The organism is Microvirga pakistanensis (assembly GCF_004458765.1).
Classification (GTDB): Bacteria; Pseudomonadota; Alphaproteobacteria; order Rhizobiales; family Beijerinckiaceae; genus Microvirga; species Microvirga pakistanensis.
In genome coordinates, this window is record NZ_SPJX01000652.1 from 210,818 (window position 1) to 229,665 (window position 18,848).

An 18,848-nucleotide genomic window follows, 5' to 3' on the forward strand; every position below is an offset into this window, starting at 1 on the left:
GGATGCCCTTTGGTTACAAGCCCCACCATGATCGCGAAACACCGGACCTTCGATAGATTCGCCTGGATGGCGGAGCTGCGCGCCACGCTCGCCCTAGGCTGGCCACTGGTTCTCACCAACGTGGCCCAGAACGCCCTGATGACATCGGACGTCATCCTCATGGGATGGCTCGGCTCCGATGCGCTGGCGGCGGGCGCGCTCGGCACGAATCTTTATTTCGCCTTCCTGATCTTCGGCATCGGCCTCATGAGCGCGACCTCGCCCCTGATCGCGGAGGAACTGGGCCGCCGACGCCATTCAGTCCGCGAGGTGCGGCGCACGGTCCGGCAGGGGTTCTGGGCCGCCATCACCGTTGCGGTACCGATCTGGATCGTGTCATGGAACGGGGAGCTCATTCTCCTGGCCATGGGGCAGGAGCCTGCGCTCGCCCATGCGGCGGGCCAGTACATGAGGGCGCTCCAATGGAGCCTTTTGCCCTTCTTGCTTTATCTCGTCCTGCGCTCGTTCCTGGCGGCGCTGGAGCGGCCCGGCTGGCCATTGGTGATCGGCCTCATCGCCGTGCCGGTGAATTTGGGCGCCGCCTATTGCTTCATGTTCGGCACGCTCGGCATGCCCCGCCTCGGCCTGATCGGCGCGGGCGTCGGCACGGTGATCTCGAGCGCCTTCATGTTCCTGGCCCTCGCCCTCGTGATCGGCCTCGATCCGAAGCTCCGGCGCTACCACATCTTCGGCCGTGTCTGGCGCTCCGACTGGCCGCGCTACCGCACCCTGTGGCGCATCGGCGTGCCCATCGGCCTGACGCTGGCCTTCGAGGTGACGATCTTCAACGCCGCCGCCCTGCTCATGGGGCGCATCGGCGCCCATGAACTGGCGGCTCATGCCATCGCCCTGCAGATCGCGTCCTTCTGCTTCATGGTGCCCTTCGGCCTCAGCCAGGCGGCGACCGTGCGGGTCGGGCGGGCCTATGGCGCCCAGGATGCCGCGGGCGTGACCCGTGCCGGCTGGACGGCCTTCATCCTCGCCACGAGCTTCATGGTCGTGACGGCCTCCCTCATGCTCTTCGCGCCGCGTCTCCTGCTCAGCGCCTTCCTCGATCTCGACGAGCCGACGAACGCGCCGGTGGTCGCCTTCGCCATCTCGTTCCTCGTCATGGCGGCGATCTTCCAGCTCGCCGATGCGGCTCAGGCGGTCGGCGCGGGCATGTTGCGCGGTCTGCAGGACACCCGGGTGCCGATGATCTATGCGGCGATCGGCTATTGGGGCATCGGCCTGCCGCTCGGCGTGATTCTCGCCTTCGGCACGCCGCTCCGCGGCATCGGCATCTGGATCGGGCTGGCGACGGGCTTGGGCGTCGTTGCCTCCCTGATGCTCTGGCGATGGGTTCACCGCGACAGACTGGGCCTCGTCACGGCCATGCCGAAGGACGTTCAGGAGGCATTCGCGAGCTGAGCGATCAGCCGGGACAGATCGACGGGGGCGAAGTGCGTGCCCTCATGGGTCACTCGCACCTCCTCGACCGTGATCGTGCGCCACCGGGCGAGCAGGGCCAGGGCCTCCTGCACCAGCTCTTCCGGAGCGGAGGCGCCGGCCGTGATGCCGATCACCGCCGCGCCGTCGATGAAGGACAGCGTGAGATCCTTCGGATCCTGCATCAGGAGCGCAGGCCGTCCCTCGCTCTTCGCCACCTCGCAGAGGCGATTGGTGTTCGAGGAATTGCGCGCGCCGCAGACGATGATGCGGTCCGCCCGCTTGGCGATCACGCGCACCGCGAGCTGACGGTTCTGCGTGGCGTAGCAGATCGTCCTGGTGTCCGGTCCCTGGATGGCGGGAAACCGTCCCTTGAGGGCGGCGATGATCTCCCGCGTGTCGTCGACCGAGAGAGTGGTCTGCGTCACGTAGGCGATGCGCTCCGGATCGCTCACCACCAGCGCCAGCGCCTCCTCCACGCATGCGATCACATGGACGACGCCATCGATCTGGCCGATGGTACCTTCCACCTCCACATGGCCGCGATGGCCGATGACGATCACCTCGCGGCCCGATTTCGCGTGTCGCTGTCCCTCGAGATGAACCCGGCGCACGAGAGGGCAGGTCGCATCCAGCACCGCGAGATTGCGGCTCCTGGCCTCTCGCTCCACAGTGCGGGAGACGCCGTGGGCGCTGAAGATGGCCACCGCACCATCGGGGATCTCCCCGACATCGTCGACGAAGACGGCGCCCTTCCGCTTCAGCTCGTTCACGACGCGCCCGTTATGCACGATCTCGTGGCGCACATAGACGGGCCGTTCGGTCTGCTCAAGAGCATCCTCGACGGCCCGGATGGCGCGCTCGACGCCCGCGCAGAAGCCGCGCGGCGCCGCCAGCAGAACGGTGAGGGACGGGCGGTCCTGGGTCATGCGGCGTCCTCCCGTCGATGCGGGTGATGGCGCGAGGGGTAGGCTCCGGCGGCAGGCGCGTGCTGCAAAGCCGCGACGGCCTCTTCCCCGGAGATCACGGCACTCTCGATGGTGGCCGGAAGGGTGCCGAGCCAGTCTCCGGCAAGCGCCAGATTGGCGAGGGGACGCAAGGGCGGCTGCGGCAGCGAAGAGGCATCCTGGCGGATCGTGGCGCGCTTCTCCTTCACGACCCGCGCCTCCGGCTGCCGATCGGCAGAGGCCTCGAGACCCAGATCCCGCAGCACCGGGACGACGTCGCGCCAGATGGCGGCGGCGAGATCGGCCGCATCCCTGTGAACCGCGGCATCGGCTGCCGAGACCGTGACGCTCACATGGTCCCGGCGCACGAGAAGCCATTGCGCCAGGGCGCCGGTGAGGCCGAAGAAGCGGGGCCTCTCCAGGCCGGGCATTCGGAAATGCAGGTTGAGGATCGCCTCGAACCGCCGCGGCACGGGCAATGCGGGGAGCAGCCTTTCGATCTCGTAAGGCGGCAGGGCGAGGACGACTTGGTCTTCGGGGCGAAGAGCGATCGTGCGGTCCGTGAGGCTCAAGCCGATGACGCGGTCGTCATGGATCACGAGGCTCCTCAGGCGCTGTCCCGCCAGGATGGGAACGCCCAGAGTCTGCAGGGTCTCGACCGCAGGCTGGACGAGATCCTCGCTCAAGCCGTTCCGGGCGACGAGGAGGCGGCCCGCCCGCGGCCACAGGAGGCTCCGCAGGGCCAGGGCCAGGCGGCGGGCGGATGCCGCCTCGGGCGGCGTGTTGAGAACCGCCACCGTGAGCGGGCCGATGAGGCTGTCCATGATGGGCCTGTTGCCGATGATCGAGGCCACCGGGCAATCCTGCACTGCAAAGGCGAGGCGCAGGATGCGTGCGAGATCACTGATGCCGATGCCGGGCGGCCGGCGGGACGGCCGCAGCCAGGACCAGGGCGACAGGCCGATCCGGCGCATTGCGCCGGTTCGCGCATCGTAAAGCGGAAGCCCCGTCCGCTCCGGCTCGATCCACCTGTCTCTCGCACCCACGGCCTTGAGCAGGTTCAGCGCCTGCCGGTTGGCCGTGAACAGGACATGGGTGCCGTTGTCGTGCGAGAACCCATCGGCAGGATGGATCGTGCGGCAGCGGCCGCCGGGCTCAGGGGCCGCTTCGTACAGAACGGCTTCGCCACCACTCCGGCCCAGGGTGAGGGCGGCGCTCAGGCCGGCGATGCCGGCCCCGACGATGTGGGTGCGTCTTGCCGTCATGCGGGCCTCATGGCGCGGGTGAGAAGGTGCAGTTTGTCCGCCGCAGTCAGCTGGAGCCGGCCCTGGCGCGTGCCCCAGCCGCGTGCCGTGAGCCGGTCGAGGACGCGGCGGTAGTTCTCCATCATCAGGATCGCAGGCTTGAGCGCGGCCCTGTCGAGGCGTGTCAACGCCTCGTCCGCAGCGGCAAAGCCTGCGCGGGCCTCCTCGGCCAGGACCTCGCAGACTCGGGCGAAGCGGGGATCGGCGACGAGAACGGTGGCGGGCGCGTCCGGCACGCCGAGCTGAGCGAGGCGGGAGAGCGGGATGTAGACTCGCTCGCGCGCGGCATCCTCATCCACGTCGCGCAGGATGTTCACGAGCTGCAAGGTGCGCCCGAGATCCAGAGCGAAGGAGCGGGCCTTCGGGACGCCGAAGATATGCACCGAGAGAGTGCCGACGGATCCGGCCACGCGGCGCCCGTAGAGATGAAGCTCGTGGTCGCTCTTCAGCCGAACCCGTTCGGCGCTGTCGCTCTCCATGCCGTCGAGAAGAGCGTGGCACTCGTCGAGCGGCAGCCTGAACAGGCTGGAGGCGCGGGCCAGTTCGCGGCCGATGGGCGTTTCCGGCGCGCGATGCAGGCGGTCGATCTCCCGGCGCCAGTCCCGCAAGGCCCGGATCTTTTCCGAGGTGGGAACGATCCCGTCCGCGATGTCGTCCACGGCGCGACAGAAGGCATAGACCGCGTGAATGGCGCGACGGCGCTCTTGGCTCAGGCTCCGCATGCCGAGCCTGAACGACGAGCTTGAGCGCCGCACCACCGCCGCCGTGATGCGGGCATCGCCGTTTCCCGGCTTCCTGACGAGACCCGTCAGGCCGGTCACGAAGGCGCGCGCCGCGTCCGCCTTGCCGATGTCCACCCGTCCAACGACCGGATCGGTGCGGCGCAGGCGTCGGCTCAAGCGTTCGGCTGCCACGATCGTGGCCATGCTCTGAGCGCGCAGGCGCTTGTTCTGCAGGCGCTCCGGCAGGACTCGGGCCTGGTCGATCAGGTCGTCGATGCGGTCCAGCATGGCATCGAGCACCATGCGCCGCGCTGTCGCCTGGGCGGACGTGAAGAAGGCCCGCTCGCCTCCGCACAGCATCGTCCATTGAACGGGGATGTAGATCCGCCCCAGGCGCTCATGATCCTCGCGGCAGTCCTGCAGGTGGTTGAGAATCTGCAAGGCCGTGCAGAGTGCATCCGCGGGCCCCTGGGCGGAAGCCCGTTCCCTATGAAGCTGCAACAGGAAGTGCCCGGCCGGATTGGCGGAGCGACGGCAATAATCGAGAAGGTCCGCCCAATCGTTGCAGCGCGTCTTGATCGCGTCCTGCCGGAAGGCGCGCAGCATCTCGCGAGCCTGGGCGATGCCCGCCCTGTACGTCCTGTCCACCTGGTGAAGCCGTGCTGCCTCGGGGACCCGGGGATCGCCGGCGACGAGAGCCTGCTCGAGGCCTTCCAGGCGGGTCAGCTTTTCGGCGGCTCCGAGATCGGCGGCGTCGGCGATGTCGTCGGCCATGCGCACGAAGGCATAGAAGGCGAGCACAGCCTCCCGGTGCTCCGGCGACAGGACGAGGGAAGCAACGGGGAAGCTCTCGGTCTTCGGCGTCTTCGTCGGTTCCCTCGCCATTGTGCTCATGGCGTCATCCCACCGGATAGAGCCTACCCTTCCATCCCGTCCGACGCGTGCGGCCGATCCGCAGCAGAACGCTCCACTGGATCGCCAGGCTCGCCAGGATCGTGAAGGGATGGAAAAGGACCGAGAGAGGATTCTCGCGTGTCGCGACCGTCACCATGGCGCGGGTTGCGAGCGAGAGCAGGGCGGCTCCCACGACGAGCCATGTCGACGAGAAGGGGAGGAAAACGAAGGGCAGCACGTGCCCGCCCAGGAGCAGAACGGTCCAGACCGGCAGCGCCACCGGCTTCGCCATGCCTTCATGGGCGTTCTTCGCGAAACCGTTCCATGCGTCGGCAAAGCGCGTGTACATGCGGCACGAGGCAAGCCTGTCGCCCGGCACGAGATCGGTTATGAAGCCGTTGCGCCGGAACTGCCGGGCGAGCTGAATACCATCATGGATCAGGGAACGGATGCCGGCATGGCCGCCGCTCTCGCGATACGCTTCGCGTTCCACCAGCATCAGCTGCCCGCAGGCCGCGCCGAATCCTGGATGAATCGATGCGCGCATCAGACTCATGGGCAAGTAGCCGAGAAGGAGCAGATTGATCGTCGGCACGGTGAGCCACTCGCCGGGTGTCTTCATGACCTGTCGGGGAACCGCGCTGACCAGGCCGGCGCCCGTCGCCTGCGCATGCCCGGCCAGAAGGTTCGCGGCATGGGGCGTCAATCTCACATCGGCGTCGACGAAGAGGAAATGCGTTCCGCGCGCGTGCTTCGACAGGTGATGGCAGGCATGGACCTTCCCGGTCCATCCTTCCGTCAGGGGCGGCGCATCGAGCAGGCGGACGCGCGGGTCGCGGGAGGCGATGGCGCGGACGATCGCCGCGGTGGCATCCGTCGAGCCGTCGTCCATGACGAGCACTTCGATGTCGACGCCCCGGCTCGCGAGCGCCGCTTCGACGCAGGGGCCGATATTCGCAGCTTCGTTGCGCGCCGGGATGAGCACCGAAACGAGGGTTCGTTCCCGCGCGGGCACGCGGGGCGTTCTGCCCAGGACGGCAAGGTTGACGATGGCGAGCCCCGCTGGAAAGCCCGCGAGCACGAGAAGGATGAGGCCGAGCACCGTCATGACCGTCGGCCCTCGTGCGAGGGGTCGAAAGAGCGTCCGGACAGGGCGGAGGTCATGCGGCGCCAGCCATCGTAGACGCCGCCCACGCCCGCGCGGCCTTCGATCAGCGACTGAAAGCGCGCAGGATCGCGGGTCTTCACATCGTCGCTCAGGCGGTCGAGCACCGTCGTGAGCGCCGCATCGAGATACCGCAAGCGAGCCGGGCGCGGGAGATTGAGCAGGTCGCGGCCATGCATGGGATCGCCAAAGGCCAGGAAGGCTTCCGGACCTCGCTCGAGCCAGAAGCCGTATTCGATGCCGAGCGGGATGATTGTGCACTCGGGCGCGATCTCGACCAGGCGGGCGATGCCGGGCTTCAGCCCGAGAGGGCGTTCACGCACATCGGCGAAGCGGCCCTGTGCCGTCACCCAGAGAGCCCGACGAGGCGAGGACAGGATGTCCGCGCTCGCCTTCAGGAAGTCGGCCGCGCCCCGCGCGGTATGCAGATCGACCCCGAAGGCACCGATGCGCCCGAAGACGCCGTATCGACCGAGCATGTCGGCGTCGATGGGAGCATAGCTCTCGTAGGCCGGAAACAGGAGGTCGTCCGCGAGAATGTAGACGGCCGCGTCCCACCACGATGGGTGGTTGGAGTAAACGATGACCGGGCCGCTGCGCGGCACATCGGGACGGCCCCAGGCGGCGATCCGCAGCGCATTCATGTGCCGGGCGAAATAGCGGCGGAACATCGAGACCATGAATCGGTGGATCGTGGCGTTGCGGCGCGCGACGGGGGAGGGCCCTGCCCGCCGGGAGAGCCGATGTCCTCCTGCCGCATTGCCTCCGCTGTGCATCAAGATGCGTTCCGTAAAGTCTCGGCCTTGAGATCGGCGTCGAGAGCATCGGCCGCGATCCAGCCCGACATCATCACCATCGGCATCCCCGGCCCCGGATGAGCCGCGCCGCCGGCGAGATACAGCCCGCGCACCTGCCGGCTCCGGTTGCCGGGCTTGAAGGCGCCCATGAACTTGCCATGGCTTGCCAGGCCGTAGATCGCACCGTTCAGCACCTTGTAGCGGTCATGAATATCCTGAGGCGTCAGGTGGCGCTCGACGACGATGCGCTCCTCGATGTCGTGCATTCCTGCCGTGCGCTTCAGCTTGTCGATGATCGCCTGGCGGTATCCGGGAAACATCTTCGACCAGTCGTGGTGAGGCCGCAGATAGGGCGTGTGAACCAGAACGTAGAGTGCTTCTCCACCTTCCGGCGCAACGCCCGGATCGGTTCCGGCCGGCGCTGCGAGATAGCAGGTCGGATCGGGAGCCGGCTCGCCGCGGCGATAGATGTAATCGAATTCCTCTTCCGGATCGCGCGAGAACACGAAGTCGTGATGAAGGATGTGGTCGTAGCGCTTGTTCAGGCCGAGATAGAGCACGACGCCCGAGCATGCCGGTTCGAAATCCTTGCGCGCGTAGTGCTCGCCCACCTCGCCGCCCACGAGTTCGCGATAGGTGCGGATCGAATCCATGTTGGAGATGACGCTGTCGTACGACACGGCCTCGCCATCGGCGAGAACGATGCCCCTGACTGCGCCGTTCTCGATCTGCAGCGATGCGACATCGGATGCGGGCCTGAATGTCACGCCGAGTTCCGAGGCGAGCTTCATCAGCGCCTCGGCGACGGCCCGCGTGCCGCCCATGGGATACCACACGCCGTCCGCTGCCTGCATGTGCGCGATGGCGCAGAGCACGGCGGGAGAGCCATAGGGGGAAGAGCCCACATATTGGGTGAAGTGATCGAGCATCTGCGCGAGCCGCTCGTCCTTCACCTTGGACCGGATGGTGCCCGCAACGGACGAGCCCATGCGCAGCGACAGGACGTCCCGCAAGGTGGCGGGGTTCATGTTGGCGCGGATGTTGATGGTGTCGAACAGGTCCTCCACCGGCTTCCAGAAGAAGAAGCGGTTGGAGATGTCGTGAAGATGGGCCGAAATTTCCTGGAAACGCTTGTAGCCGTCACCGGCTCCCGTGCCGGGAGCGAAGCGGTCCATGACCGCGGCCATCCCCTCGATGTTCTCCTGCAAATCGATATGGGTGCCGTCATCGAAGAAGCAGCGCCATTGCGGATCGAGCCGGACGAGGTCGACATAATCCGAGAGGTTGCGGCCGGCCTCCGCGAAGATGCGCTCGAGAACGCGCGGGACGGTGAGGATCGTCGGCCCCATATCGAAGCGAAAGCCATCCTCGTGCAGCACCGCTGCCTTACCGCCGAGCCATTGATTCTTGTCGTAGAGCGTTACTGTGTAGCCACGTGCCGCCGTGACGCAGGCCGCTGCCAGTCCGCCCAGACCGCCGCCGATCACGGCAATCGAAGATGCTTGAGCGCTCACGAGGATCCTCCAATCGGGTCCGGACGATGAATGATGGCTGGCCAGAAGGTTCTCGGGCTCCTTGTCCTGATCACGCGCATGACCTGAGGTCTTGGTTGTAGGAGGCGAAAAACGCAGTTCAAGATAATCTCCCGAACAAGGGGCGGCGGGCGCAGATCATTCGCAGCACCCGTCCGCCCGGAGCGCGAATGACAGGGTCGAATCCTGCCGCAACAAAGTAGGGTCTGAGGCTGTTCATGTGGCGTGTGTTGCCGCCCCAGAGCAGGTTTTTCAGACGATTGATGGCGGAGACGGCGTCTTGCCCCTCATCGGCCAGGACCGCCACCAGCAGCCAGCCGCCTGGGCGCAGGCCGCGAAAGATGCGCCGGGCGGCTTCCGTCATAACGGCGTCGGGCAAGAACATCTGCGGCAGGAAGGCGAGATCGAAGGTCTCCACGTCCTCCATGTGCTCGACGCGCTGACGGCGCACGGTGACGCGCGCGGCAAGCCCCGCCTCGCGCACATGCCGCTCGCCGATCGCGGCGGGGTGTTCGGCCGGTTCAAGCGCGACCGCAGCGAGATGGGGAAATGTCTGGCACAGGGTGATGGAGAGACCCGCCGCCCCGGCGCCGATATCGAGGAGGCATGCGCCCGGTCTTTCGAGGTGGGCGAGGAGACCGGGCAGAAACTTGAGCTTGGGGAGAGCCTTTGCGGTCCATAACCGCGTCAACGCCCCTTGCGCTTCGATGATGGCCTCGTCCGTATGCGTCCAGCCGGCGAGCGTGAGCCGCCCCTCCTTGAGCCTTCTCCGGAAATCCTCCGTCTGCAGGAGCGGTGCCTGCAGGGCGGCCTTGAAGACCTGCGTGCCTTTCTCGGAGGTGAAGGGCTGCAGGGCCGGAGCAGCGCGCACGTGACCGTCTTCGCAGCTTGCAAGACCCGCGCCGACGAGAACGTTGACGAGAGCCGTCGCGAGCGCCGGGTCGAGGGTCAGCGTGTCGATCATGTCCTGGAGCGTCGACGGCTTCTCCAGCTGTCGGATCACCCCCGCATCGGCGCATGCCGCCAGGGCGCTTGCAACCCACAGGGCCTCATCCGCGCGCTCCAGCAGATCGAGGATATCGTTCGGGTGCTGCCGAAGGGAGGGCTGCGCTCCCTTGCGCCACGGGCGAAAGCCAATGCGATCCCCACCATGGGAAAGAAGGGCATAGGCGCGCCACAGCATGAGGGCCTACCTGATCGGGATGACGACGGTCGTGGAGGCCTCTCTCACGACGATCGTGGCCGCTTCGAAATCGGGCGGGTCGCGGCGTCCCACATTGTTCGAGAAGCCATAGGGCTCGCTGGGCAGGCCGACGAAATTGCGATCGAGCTTGCCGTTGGTGTCGTGGAAGACGGCGATGGAATAGGATCCAGTCCTCACGTCCCGCAGGCGCAGTTCAACCGTGCCGGCTTTCGCAGTCTCCCGACTCTTGTAGGGACAGGAGCTCTCGTCGAAGCTGGTATCGCAGATCCCGGCATAAACCATGCCTTGTGCGGAGCCGACACCCTCGGCCCGAATCGTGAGCGTGGCGGCTTGAGCCGAGGACGCCATCAGAACAAGACCCAGAATCCATCCGACGCGTCCCATGGATGCTCCTTCACAAACTGGCTTCTCGGATAGCTTCGACCTGGGATTCCTGCTCCCGCCATTCGGATCGACGGCGTTCCCGATCTTCCAGCAGGAGACGCGTGGTGATGCGCGCGCCTTCGAAAATCACCGGCAGGCCGCTGCCGGGATGCGTGCCGCCGCCGACCAGATAGACGTTGCGCCCGAATCGGTTGTGCGGCCTGAAATACAGCATCTGCGTGAGATTGTGCGCGAGATTGAAAGTGGCGCCCTCGAACACGGAGAAGTCATCCTGCCATCCGCGGGGGGTCACCATGCGTTCGAAGCGGATGCGGCTTTCGATATCGAACAAACCCAGGCGCTTGAGGCGATCGAGCGCGAGCCTGCGATAGCGCGGGGCTTCCGTCTGCCAATCGATGCCGCATCTCAGGTTCGGGACCGGCACGAGCACATAGAGGCTCGTGTGTCCCTTCGGAGCAAGCGAGGGGTCGGTCGCGCCCGCATGCTGGACGTAGATCGAGGGCTCTTCCGAGAGAATCCCTTCGGTGATTTCACGGATGTTGCGCTCGTAGTCCCGCGCGAGAAGAATCGTATGGTGAGCGAGATCTCCCACATCGCCTTCGACGCCCAGGTAGAGCATGAAGGTTGAGCAGGAGAGCTTTGTCCGATCGAGTTTCCTGTTCTTCCAGCGTGGACGCATGGATTCCGGGACGAGGCGGCGCATGGCTTGCCCGAAATCGCCGTTGACGACAACGGAGCCGGCGCTGAAGCGCTCTCCACCCGCCTCGACGCCGACCGCTTCACCGGCATCGTAGAGAATGCGATCAACCGGCGTGTTCAGGCGGATATCGACGCCCATCCTGCGCGCGATATGCGCCATGGCTTCCGACACGGCCCCGCAGCCGCCAATTGGGTGATAGACGCCGTGCTCGTATTCCAGGAACGACAGGATCGTGAAAAGGCTCGGGCACTGGAAGGGCGACATCCCGAGATACTTCGTCTGGAACGAGAAGGCGAGGCGCACGCGCGGATCGGCGAAGTAGCGCTTCAGGTCGCTGTCCACGCTGGAAAAGGGTCTCAGCTTCGGCAAAGCGGCCAGCATGGCGGGCGTCACGAGGTCGGCGGGGCTCGTGAAGGCCTGTTCGAGAACGGGACGGAAGGCCTCGAGCTTTGCGCGATTGTCGTCGAGGAAGCGGCGGACGTTGCGGGCATCGGCAGGCGCGAGGCGTGCAATCTCCTGTTCAAGACGAACAAGATCGGCCGTCGCGCGAATTTCGCCGCCACCCTCGAACACGAGGTGATATTGCGGGTCGAGCCGTCTGAGGTCGACATGGTTCTCCAGGCGTTCGCCGCAGCTTTCGAAGATGTCTCGCAGAACGCGTGGGTAGAGGAAGAACGTAGGCCCGATATCGAACTTGTAGCCGCCCGGCGCATGGATCGTTCGGGTGCGGCCGCCGACGGCGGCCTCGCTCTCGAACATCGTTACGGGAATGCCCTCCCGCGCGAGCAGCATGGCGGATGCAAGGCCTCCGGGCCCTGCGCCGACAATGACCACACGCGGCGATGGCGAGGCATGCGACATGGATCAAACATCCCCGTGGACGGACAGCTGAATGGAAGCCGTAGTCGAGCCTAAGTAGAACAGCCTCGTCCGAGGACCAGAGGCAAGGCTCTGCCGGGAGCGAAAATCCCGGGATGTGTCCTTGAAAACTGAAACGATATTAAGGCAATATCTGGTTCGCTTGCCACTTTCTCAGGCTATAGATTTGCGTAATGCGTTGGTCCAAAAGTATGAGTTTCTAAGGATAAAATTGAAGCGCCTTATTCTTGCCTTTTTAAAGTTGAGCTTCACTTCCAATCGAAACGGAAGGGGAGCCCCATCTTTGAAGAACATCCTCACCCGCGCGTCTGCGATTGCAGCACTTCTATTTGTGGCGGCCTGCAATACGACCGCGTCCAACGATCCGTCAGTGACCGGCTCCATCTCGCAAGCCAGTCTGGGCAAGGAATTCCAGCGTGGAACGGCGTCCTGGTACGGGCCCGGCTTCCATGGCCGGAAGACCGCCAGCGGCGAACGCTTCAACGCCAATGAGATGACGGCGGCCCACCGTTCCCTGCCTTTCGGCACCCGGCTGAGGGTCGTCAACGAGCAGAATGGCCGTTCGGTGATCGTTCGGGTCAATGACCGCGGGCCCTTCGCCCATCGGCGCATCATCGACCTTGCGAAAGGACCGGCTCAAGCCCTGGGTCTGACCAGTGCCGGAACCGGGTATGTCTCCCTGCACAGGCTCGATTGAGGCGGCCTTGCCGAGTTAGGCGCTTCTTAATTCCTTGAGGCGATTCTTGGCCCGATTCGGGACCAAGGGTTGCTTACATGGAATCGAGATCGTCTCAGCCGACGAACATCATCCGCTTTCGGGGCGCACGCCCGTCGGCCAATCCCCGCCGTGACCAGAAGAGCCTCATGGATACGGTCTATGCCGCGGGCTCGCTGCCGATCCCCGCCGACGACCGGGCCACCAAGGACGTGGCGATACGGCTCCATATTTTCGGGTTCGTCGTGATCGACGAGGTGCTGTCCGACGGAACGGCCCGCCGCCTGCGTCCCTCCGAATCGTTTCAATCCTCTACGCTTCACCCGTGGCGAGTCTCGAAACCTTCGAGTTGTTATCGGGTCGACGACTGGCCCGAGACGGATCAGGAGCTTTTCGCCGCTATGCTTGCGTGATCTATCGGATCTCGCCTTTCTCCTTCTTTGAACTATTTCCTGTTGGAGGGGAGCTTGTGCAAGCTCCGCCGCTCCTTGCAAGAAGGACCAAGGCGATGCATCTGGTGCAGATCCTTCTGCCGCTGACCGACAATGCCGGACGCCGCTTCGACGGCAGCGCCTATGGCCGTGTCCGTTCGGAATTGTCGGAGCGGTTCGGCGGCATTACCAGCTTCACGCGCGCGCCCGCCGAAGGCGTCTGGAAGGAGGGCGGCCATACCGCCCATGACGATATCGTGGTCTTCGAGGTGATGGTCCGCGAGACTGATCATGCCTGGTGGGAAAACTATCGTGCCGAGCTGGAACGCCGCTTTCGGCAGGAAACCATCGTGATTCGCGCCATCAAGGTCGAAATGCTCTGACGGCGGAACCGGGGCGGTGCCGCTTCGCTTGTCGTATCGGTTAAGCGCAGCCTGCGGAAGAACGGGAATCGATCTTGCCCGTTAAGAGGCGCGCTCGGGTCAAAGAGAATATCACCATGTCAAAACCCCTCGTCGTTTCCATCCCCCACGCCCTCGGCAAAGCCGAAGCCTTGCGCAGGCTCCAGGGCGGCATGAGCGGCCTGAAATCGCAGTTCGGCGAGAAGGTCGCTTCCATTGACGAAAGCTGGACCGGAGACCGCATGGATTTTCGCGTCGGAGCCATGGGCCAGAATGTGAGCGGAAACGTCCAAGTCATGGACGAGCAGGTGCGCGTGGAAGTGCAGCTGCCGTGGATTCTCGCCATGGTGGCTGAAAAGGCAAAGACCTTCATCCAAAAGCAGGGAACCCTGATGTTGGAGAAGAAGTGATCAGAACGATCACTATGAATATTCATTCACGAACATGAATGCAGATGGAACCAAATAGCACCCACTGCGTTAGCTAAACGATTGCGCCCGTGACCGTTCTCCGGTGCGCTTCACTAAAGACATCGCTTTATTCGCCCCGGACCGTGGTTTTCCGTCCGATCGTGACAACACATCTGTTCTTGAGGATCGCGCTATGCACGAGCGTTTGATGACGCAGCCGCATGCCCTCCGTTCGCCCTCCAAGGCGAACTCTCAAAAGCCTCTCCTCGTCTGTTTCTCACATCTTCGGTGGGATTTCGTCTGGCAACGTCCGCAGCATCTGCTCAGCCGCGCCGTGAAGCATTACGATGTGCTGATCATCGAAGAACCCATGTTCAAGGCGGGTGTCAAGCCGCATATGGACGTGAGTCCCCGTCCCCAGGGCGTCACCGTCGCAGTTCCTATGCTGCCCGAAGGCCTGTCGCACGAGGATGTCATCGCCGAGCAGCACGATCTGATCGAGGCGCTGATCGGGCGTGAGCCCAGCGGCCCGCGCGTGTTCTGGTACTATACGCCGATGGCCATGGCCTTCACCAGCGATCTCGAATGCGATCTGTGCATCTACGACAATATGGACGAGCTGTCGCTCTTCCGTGGCGCCTCGCAGGAGCTGCTCGATCTCGAAAGTGCGCTGTTTTCCCGTTGCGATCTGGTGTTCACGGGTGGCATGAGCCTCTACGAAGCCAAGAAGAACCGCCACCGCAGCGTTCACGGCTTCCCGTCCTCCATCGACTTCAACCACTTCTCGCAGGCGCGCTCCCTTCATCGGGATCCGGAGGATCAGGCACATATTCCGCATCCGCGCCTCGGCTTCTTCGGCGTGGTGGACGAGCGGATGGACATCGATCTCCTGGCCGAGGTCGCGGATCTGCGTCCCGATTGGCAGTTCGTCATGATCGGCCCGGTCGTCAAGATCGATGCCGCGACGCTGCCGCAGCGCCCCAACATCCACTGGCTTGGCGGCAAACATTACAATGAATTGCCGCATTATCTCGCCGGCTGGGACGTGGGTTTCATGAACTTCGCGCTGAACGAAGCGACGAAGTTCATCAGTCCGACGAAGACACCCGAATTCCTCGCCGCCGGCGTGCCGGTGGTCTCGACACCCATCACCGATGTGGTGAGGCCCTACGGCGAGAAGGGTCTTGTCGAAATCGCCCGCACGGCTGAGGAGGTCGTCGCCAAGGTTGAGACCATCCTGGACAGGCCGAAAGACGCTTGGCTCGCCAAGGTCGACCGGCATCTGGCTCAGGGCTCCTGGGACAAAACCTGGGGAGCGATGCACAAGCTCATGCTCGATGCGACCGACGGCGCGACTGCCGATCGCCCGGCTGCCGCCTCCCTTCCGATTTATGCCACCACGCCTGCGGAGTGAAATGAATGTACGACTGGCTGATTGTCGGTGCCGGCTTCGCAGGTAGCGTTCTGGCCGAGCGCCTCGCAACCGAGCGCAACGAACGCGTCCTTCTCATCGACCGCCGCAACCATGTCGGCGGGAACGCCTACGATCGTTACGACGACGATGGCCTGCTGATCCATCAGTATGGGCCGCATATCTTCCACACCAATTCGAAGCAGATCTTCGATTATCTTTCCCGGTTCACCGAGTGGCGCTTCTACGAGCATCGGGTTCTGGCGGAAGTGGACGGCATGCAAGTGCCGATCCCGATCAACCTCGACACCGTCAACAAGCTCTACGGTTTGAACCTCACATCCGAGCAGCTGCAAGACTGGTTCGCCCAACGGGCCGAGACAATCGGCGAGATCAAGACGTCGGAAGACGTGGTGGTTTCCACGGTTGGCCGCGAGCTCTACGAGAAGTTCTTCCGTGGCTATACCCGCAAGCAATGGGGCCTTGATCCCTCCGAACTCGACAAGTCGGTGACCTCCCGCGTGCCGACCCGCACGAACCGGGATGACCGTTACTTCACGGATGAGTTCCAGTTCATGCCCAAGCACGGCTACACCCGGATGTTCGAGAAGATGGTGAGCCATCCGAACATCCACATCATGACGCAGACGGACTACGAGGACGTGAAGAATGTCGTGCCTCATCGCCGCGTCATCTATACGGGCCCGATCGACGAATACTTCAACTACCAGTTCGGTAAGCTGCCTTACCGCTCCCTGCGCTTCGAGCACGTGACCATCGACAAGCCCTGGCACCAGCCGGTCGGGGTGGTGAACTATCCGCAGACGCACGACTATACCCGTGTGACGGAATACAAGCACCTCACGGGCCAGGAGCACGCCAAAACCGCCCTGACCTATGAATATCCTTCAGCCGAAGGAGACCCCTACTACCCGATTCCGAAGCCGGAAAATCAGGAGCTCTTCAAGAAGTACGAGCGTCTGGCTCTTGCGACCCCCGATGTGTGGTTCGTGGGCCGACTAGCGACCTACCGCTACTACAACATGGATCAGATCGTCGGTCAGGCTCTTGCCACGTTCCGGCGCATCAACGAAGCCCTGCCTGTGGGCGCGGACACGTCGACCGTGAAAGTGATGTCGGGATCTGCGGCTCTGGTTTCGTAGTGGCGTTATTTCATCGAACGATCCGCGCTGATCATCGTTTGTGTGAGTTGATGTAAGGTAGCTCGGAGCTGAATGATGAAACGACCCCTCGAGCTTTGGGGCGGTATCGAGTGTACTGTCGCGCGTGTGGGCGACGAATACCGCGACCAAAGCCTGGAGACCGGGCACAGCAGCCGGATCGAGGATCTCGACCGGATCGCCGAACTCGGAATCCGCACCCTGCGCCATCCGGTGCTCTGGGAGACGATCTCTCCCGAGAGCCCGGACCGCACGGACTTCACGTGGCATGACGAGCGCCTGGCCCGCCTGCAGACGCTCGGCATCCGCGCCATCGCAGGCCTGTGCCACCATGGCAGCGGCCCGCGCTACACCCATATGCTTGATCCGGCCTGGCCCGAGCTTCTCGCCCGTCATGCCGCCAACGTGGCGGAGCGATATCCCCATCTCGACCTGTACACCCCTGTCAACGAGCCGCTCACCACGGCGCGCTTCTCGGGTCTCTACGGTCATTGGTATCCGCACGGCACGAGTTACGAGGCTTTCCTCAAGATCCTCGTGAACGAGTGCAAGGCGACCGTCCTGGCCATGCGGGCGATCCGCAAGGTGCGGCCCGATGCGAAGCTCGTGCAGACGGACGACATGGGAAAGACGTTCTCGACGCCTCTGCTGGCCTATCAGGCCGAGCACGAGAACCAGCGCCGGTTTCTGAGCTTCGATCTCCTGTGCGGAATGGTCGACCGCGATCACCCCTGGTGGGACATTTTCATCAGAAATGGCGTGAGCGAGAGCGAGCTCGAATTCTTCCTCGGGGCCATGGATACCGCGCCCGACATCATCGGCATCAACCATTATCTCACGAGCGAGCGTTATCTCGATGAGAACATGAAGCGCTACCCCAAGCATCACTGGGGCGGAAACGGCAGGCACGACTATGCCGATGCCGAGGCCGTGCGCATGCCGCTGCCTGCCGAGAATCTCGGACCCGCCGCCCGGCTGCGGGAGGTTTGGGAGCGCTACAAACGTCCCGTCGCGGTGACGGAGGCCCATCATGGCAGCACACGCGACGATCAGCTGCGCTGGCTGGTCGAGGTGTGGAACGACGTGAACACGCTGAGGGACGAGGGCGCCGACATCCGCGCCGTGACCGTCTGGTCGCTCTTCGGGGCGGTGGATTGGAACAGCCTGCTGACCCGGCGCAACGGTTTTTATGAACCCGGCCCCTTCGACGCGCGCGCGCCCGAGCCTCGGCGCACGGCTCTGGCCCATGCCGCCGAGGCCCTGGCGAAGACCGGCACCTACGACCATCCGGTTCTCGACCGCGCCGGCTGGTGGAAGCGGGACATCCGCTTCTACAGGCGTCCGGCCAAGCAATCGCGCTCCTGCTGGCTTGCGGACGAGCCGCGCCAGCTCCTGATCACGGGTGCCACCGGCACTCTCGGATGCGCCTTCTCACGGCTCGCGGAGTTCCGCGGCCTGAACCATGTGCTGCTCTCCCGCCGGGAGATGGACATTGCGGACGCCAGGAGCGTGAAGAAAGCTCTTGTGTGCTACCGGCCTTGGGCGGTGATCAACACCGCAGGCTACGTCCGTGTGTCCGAGGCTGAGGAGGATGCGGAGGCCTGCTTCCGTGAGAACGCTATCGGCCCCGAGGTTCTGGCGAAGGCCTGTGCCGATCTCGGAATCCCACTCGTGACCTTCTCGTCGGACCTCGTCTTCGACGGTAGGCTCGAGCGTCCTTATATGGAAAGTGACGAGGTCAACCCCACCACGGTCTATGGCGCGAGCAAGGCGGAGGCCGAGCGGCGGGTTCTGGCAGCGCATGATCAGGCGCTCGTCATCCGCACGAGTGCCTTCTTCGGTCCCTGGGACCGCCACAACTTCGTCTGGTCGGTCCTCAATACCCTGAGCAAGGGCGAAGGCGTGGCAGCCAGCGTCGACGTGGTGTCGCCGACCTACGTGCCCGATCTCGTCAATACTTCCCTCGATCTTCTGATCGACGGCGGAACCGGCATCTGGCACATGGCCAATATCGGCGAGGTTTCCTGGCGCGATCTGGCCGCGCAGGCTGCCGAGCGGGCGGGCTTCGATCCGGGCCTCGTGACGGATGCGGGCGACCTGCCGGTTCTCAATACGTCTCTCTCGACGGAGCGTGGTATCCTGATGCCGCGTTTGGAGAGCGCTCTCGACCGGTTCTTCATCGACAGCGAGGTGGATTGGTCCGAGAAGAGCCTCAACGTGGCGGCCGAATAGCGGCTCCCCCGTTCAGTCAATGAGAAAGCGGCGCGGGTCATTCCGCGCCGCTTTCGCTTTCAGATCGTTGAA

Annotated in this window: 17 protein-coding genes; 8 read left to right on the plus strand and 9 right to left on the minus strand. The window is 64.3% G+C overall.

Annotated features, from left to right (window positions below; all coding sequences use genetic code 11):
- The first annotated feature begins 27 nt into the window (after positions 1-27).
- The gene (locus E4K09_RS25770) at positions 28-1,449 is read left to right on the plus strand and encodes an MATE family efflux transporter (protein ID WP_134500483.1); all 1,422 of its coding nucleotides are present in this window, start codon (positions 28-30) and stop codon (positions 1,447-1,449) included.
- Here the strand turns inward: E4K09_RS25770 and ispH are convergent.
- The 9 genes from ispH to crtI form a co-directional block, all read right to left on the minus strand.
- A complete protein-coding gene (gene ispH, locus E4K09_RS25775; RefSeq protein WP_134500484.1) occupies positions 1,428-2,396 on the minus strand; it encodes a 4-hydroxy-3-methylbut-2-enyl diphosphate reductase in 969 nt (322 codons plus the stop codon). The two genes, E4K09_RS25770 and ispH, sit on opposite strands and share 22 nt — an antisense overlap.
- Complete coding sequence (locus E4K09_RS25780; protein WP_134500485.1) at positions 2,393-3,679, minus strand: hydroxysqualene dehydroxylase; 1,287 nt, start codon at positions 3,677-3,679, stop codon at positions 2,393-2,395. The genes ispH and E4K09_RS25780 overlap by 4 nt, the downstream gene beginning before the upstream one ends.
- Entirely contained in the window at positions 3,676-5,334 is a 1,659-nt protein-coding gene (locus E4K09_RS25785) for a squalene/phytoene synthase family protein (protein ID WP_134500486.1), read from the minus strand. Before E4K09_RS25785 ends, E4K09_RS25780 begins: the two co-directional genes overlap by 4 nt.
- A 4-nt stretch (positions 5,335-5,338) precedes the next feature.
- Entirely contained in the window at positions 5,339-6,442 is a 1,104-nt protein-coding gene (locus E4K09_RS25790; protein ID WP_134500487.1) for a glycosyltransferase family 2 protein, read from the minus strand.
- Positions 6,439-7,179, minus strand: coding sequence for a lysophospholipid acyltransferase family protein (locus tag E4K09_RS25795; RefSeq protein WP_134500547.1), 741 nt, complete (start codon positions 7,177-7,179; stop codon positions 6,439-6,441). The genes E4K09_RS25790 and E4K09_RS25795 overlap by 4 nt, the downstream gene beginning before the upstream one ends.
- 95 nt (positions 7,180-7,274) lie before the next feature.
- Entirely contained in the window at positions 7,275-8,810 is a 1,536-nt protein-coding gene (locus E4K09_RS25800; RefSeq protein ID WP_134500488.1) for a phytoene desaturase family protein, read from the minus strand.
- Positions 8,811-8,928: 118 nt separating this feature from the next.
- Positions 8,929-10,011, minus strand: a complete 1,083-nt coding sequence (locus E4K09_RS25805) for an SAM-dependent methyltransferase (protein WP_134500489.1) — start codon at positions 10,009-10,011, stop codon at positions 8,929-8,931.
- Positions 10,012-10,017: 6 nt separating this feature from the next.
- Positions 10,018-10,416 (minus strand): DUF2141 domain-containing protein, encoded by a 399-nt coding sequence (locus E4K09_RS25810; protein ID WP_244610686.1) that lies wholly within the window; start codon positions 10,414-10,416, stop codon positions 10,018-10,020.
- Between the two features lie 10 nt (positions 10,417-10,426).
- Positions 10,427-11,977 (minus strand): phytoene desaturase family protein, encoded by a 1,551-nt coding sequence (gene crtI / locus E4K09_RS25815; RefSeq protein ID WP_134500490.1) that lies wholly within the window; start codon positions 11,975-11,977, stop codon positions 10,427-10,429.
- Positions 11,978-12,365: 388 nt separating this feature from the next.
- Here crtI and E4K09_RS25820 point away from each other — a divergent pair, with 388 nt between their 5' ends.
- The 7 genes from E4K09_RS25820 to E4K09_RS25850 all read left to right on the plus strand — a co-directional run bounded on the left by E4K09_RS25820 (position 12,366) and on the right by E4K09_RS25850 (position 18,776).
- The gene (locus E4K09_RS25820; RefSeq protein ID WP_244610694.1) at positions 12,366-12,692 is read left to right on the plus strand and encodes a septal ring lytic transglycosylase RlpA family protein; all 327 of its coding nucleotides are present in this window, start codon (positions 12,366-12,368) and stop codon (positions 12,690-12,692) included.
- A gap of 77 nt (positions 12,693-12,769) precedes the next feature.
- Positions 12,770-13,123, plus strand: a complete 354-nt coding sequence (locus E4K09_RS25825) for a hypothetical protein (protein WP_134500491.1) — start codon at positions 12,770-12,772, stop codon at positions 13,121-13,123.
- A 95-nt stretch (positions 13,124-13,218) separates the two neighbouring features.
- Positions 13,219-13,524 (plus strand): hypothetical protein, encoded by a 306-nt coding sequence (locus tag E4K09_RS25830; protein WP_134500492.1) that lies wholly within the window; start codon positions 13,219-13,221, stop codon positions 13,522-13,524.
- Between the two features lie 116 nt (positions 13,525-13,640).
- On the plus strand, positions 13,641-13,952 hold the full coding sequence (locus tag E4K09_RS25835; RefSeq protein WP_134500493.1) for a polyhydroxyalkanoic acid system family protein: 312 nt from the start codon (positions 13,641-13,643) through the stop codon (positions 13,950-13,952).
- Between the two features lie 193 nt (positions 13,953-14,145).
- A complete protein-coding gene (locus E4K09_RS25840) occupies positions 14,146-15,366 on the plus strand; it encodes a glycosyltransferase (protein WP_134500494.1) in 1,221 nt (406 codons plus the stop codon).
- A 5-nt stretch (positions 15,367-15,371) separates the two neighbouring features.
- Positions 15,372-16,526: a UDP-galactopyranose mutase gene (glf, locus tag E4K09_RS25845; protein ID WP_134500495.1), complete on the plus strand. Its 1,155-nt coding sequence runs from the start codon at positions 15,372-15,374 to the stop codon at positions 16,524-16,526.
- Between the two features lie 75 nt (positions 16,527-16,601).
- The gene (locus E4K09_RS25850; RefSeq protein WP_134500496.1) at positions 16,602-18,776 is read left to right on the plus strand and encodes a family 1 glycosylhydrolase; all 2,175 of its coding nucleotides are present in this window, start codon (positions 16,602-16,604) and stop codon (positions 18,774-18,776) included.
- The last annotated feature ends 72 nt before the right edge of the window (positions 18,777-18,848 follow it).

Bases quoted from the DNA above. Each gene is read 5' to 3' on its own strand.
- E4K09_RS25830 (WP_134500492.1), top strand. From the start codon at position 13,219: ATGCATCTGGTGCAGATCCTTCTGCCGCTGACCGACAATGCCGGACGC.
- E4K09_RS25780 (WP_134500485.1), bottom strand. From the start codon at position 3,679: ATGACGGCAAGACGCACCCACATCGTCGGGGCCGGCATCGCCGGCCTG.
- E4K09_RS25825 (WP_134500491.1), top strand. From the start codon at position 12,770: ATGGAATCGAGATCGTCTCAGCCGACGAACATCATCCGCTTTCGGGGC.
- E4K09_RS25835 (WP_134500493.1), top strand. From the start codon at position 13,641: ATGTCAAAACCCCTCGTCGTTTCCATCCCCCACGCCCTCGGCAAAGCC.
- crtI (WP_134500490.1), bottom strand. From the start codon at position 11,977: ATGTCGCATGCCTCGCCATCGCCGCGTGTGGTCATTGTCGGCGCAGGG.
- ispH (WP_134500484.1), bottom strand. From the start codon at position 2,396: ATGACCCAGGACCGCCCGTCCCTCACCGTTCTGCTGGCGGCGCCGCGC.
- E4K09_RS25810 (WP_244610686.1), bottom strand. From the start codon at position 10,416: ATGGGACGCGTCGGATGGATTCTGGGTCTTGTTCTGATGGCGTCCTCG.
- E4K09_RS25795 (WP_134500547.1), bottom strand. From the start codon at position 7,179: ATGGTCTCGATGTTCCGCCGCTATTTCGCCCGGCACATGAATGCGCTG.
- E4K09_RS25805 (WP_134500489.1), bottom strand. From the start codon at position 10,011: ATGCTGTGGCGCGCCTATGCCCTTCTTTCCCATGGTGGGGATCGCATT.
- E4K09_RS25850 (WP_134500496.1), top strand. From the start codon at position 16,602: ATGAAACGACCCCTCGAGCTTTGGGGCGGTATCGAGTGTACTGTCGCG.
- E4K09_RS25790 (WP_134500487.1), bottom strand. From the start codon at position 6,442: ATGACGGTGCTCGGCCTCATCCTTCTCGTGCTCGCGGGCTTTCCAGCG.
- E4K09_RS25770 (WP_134500483.1), top strand. From the start codon at position 28: ATGATCGCGAAACACCGGACCTTCGATAGATTCGCCTGGATGGCGGAG.
- glf (WP_134500495.1), top strand. From the start codon at position 15,372: ATGTACGACTGGCTGATTGTCGGTGCCGGCTTCGCAGGTAGCGTTCTG.
- E4K09_RS25840 (WP_134500494.1), top strand. From the start codon at position 14,146: ATGCACGAGCGTTTGATGACGCAGCCGCATGCCCTCCGTTCGCCCTCC.
- E4K09_RS25785 (WP_134500486.1), bottom strand. From the start codon at position 5,334: ATGAGCACAATGGCGAGGGAACCGACGAAGACGCCGAAGACCGAGAGC.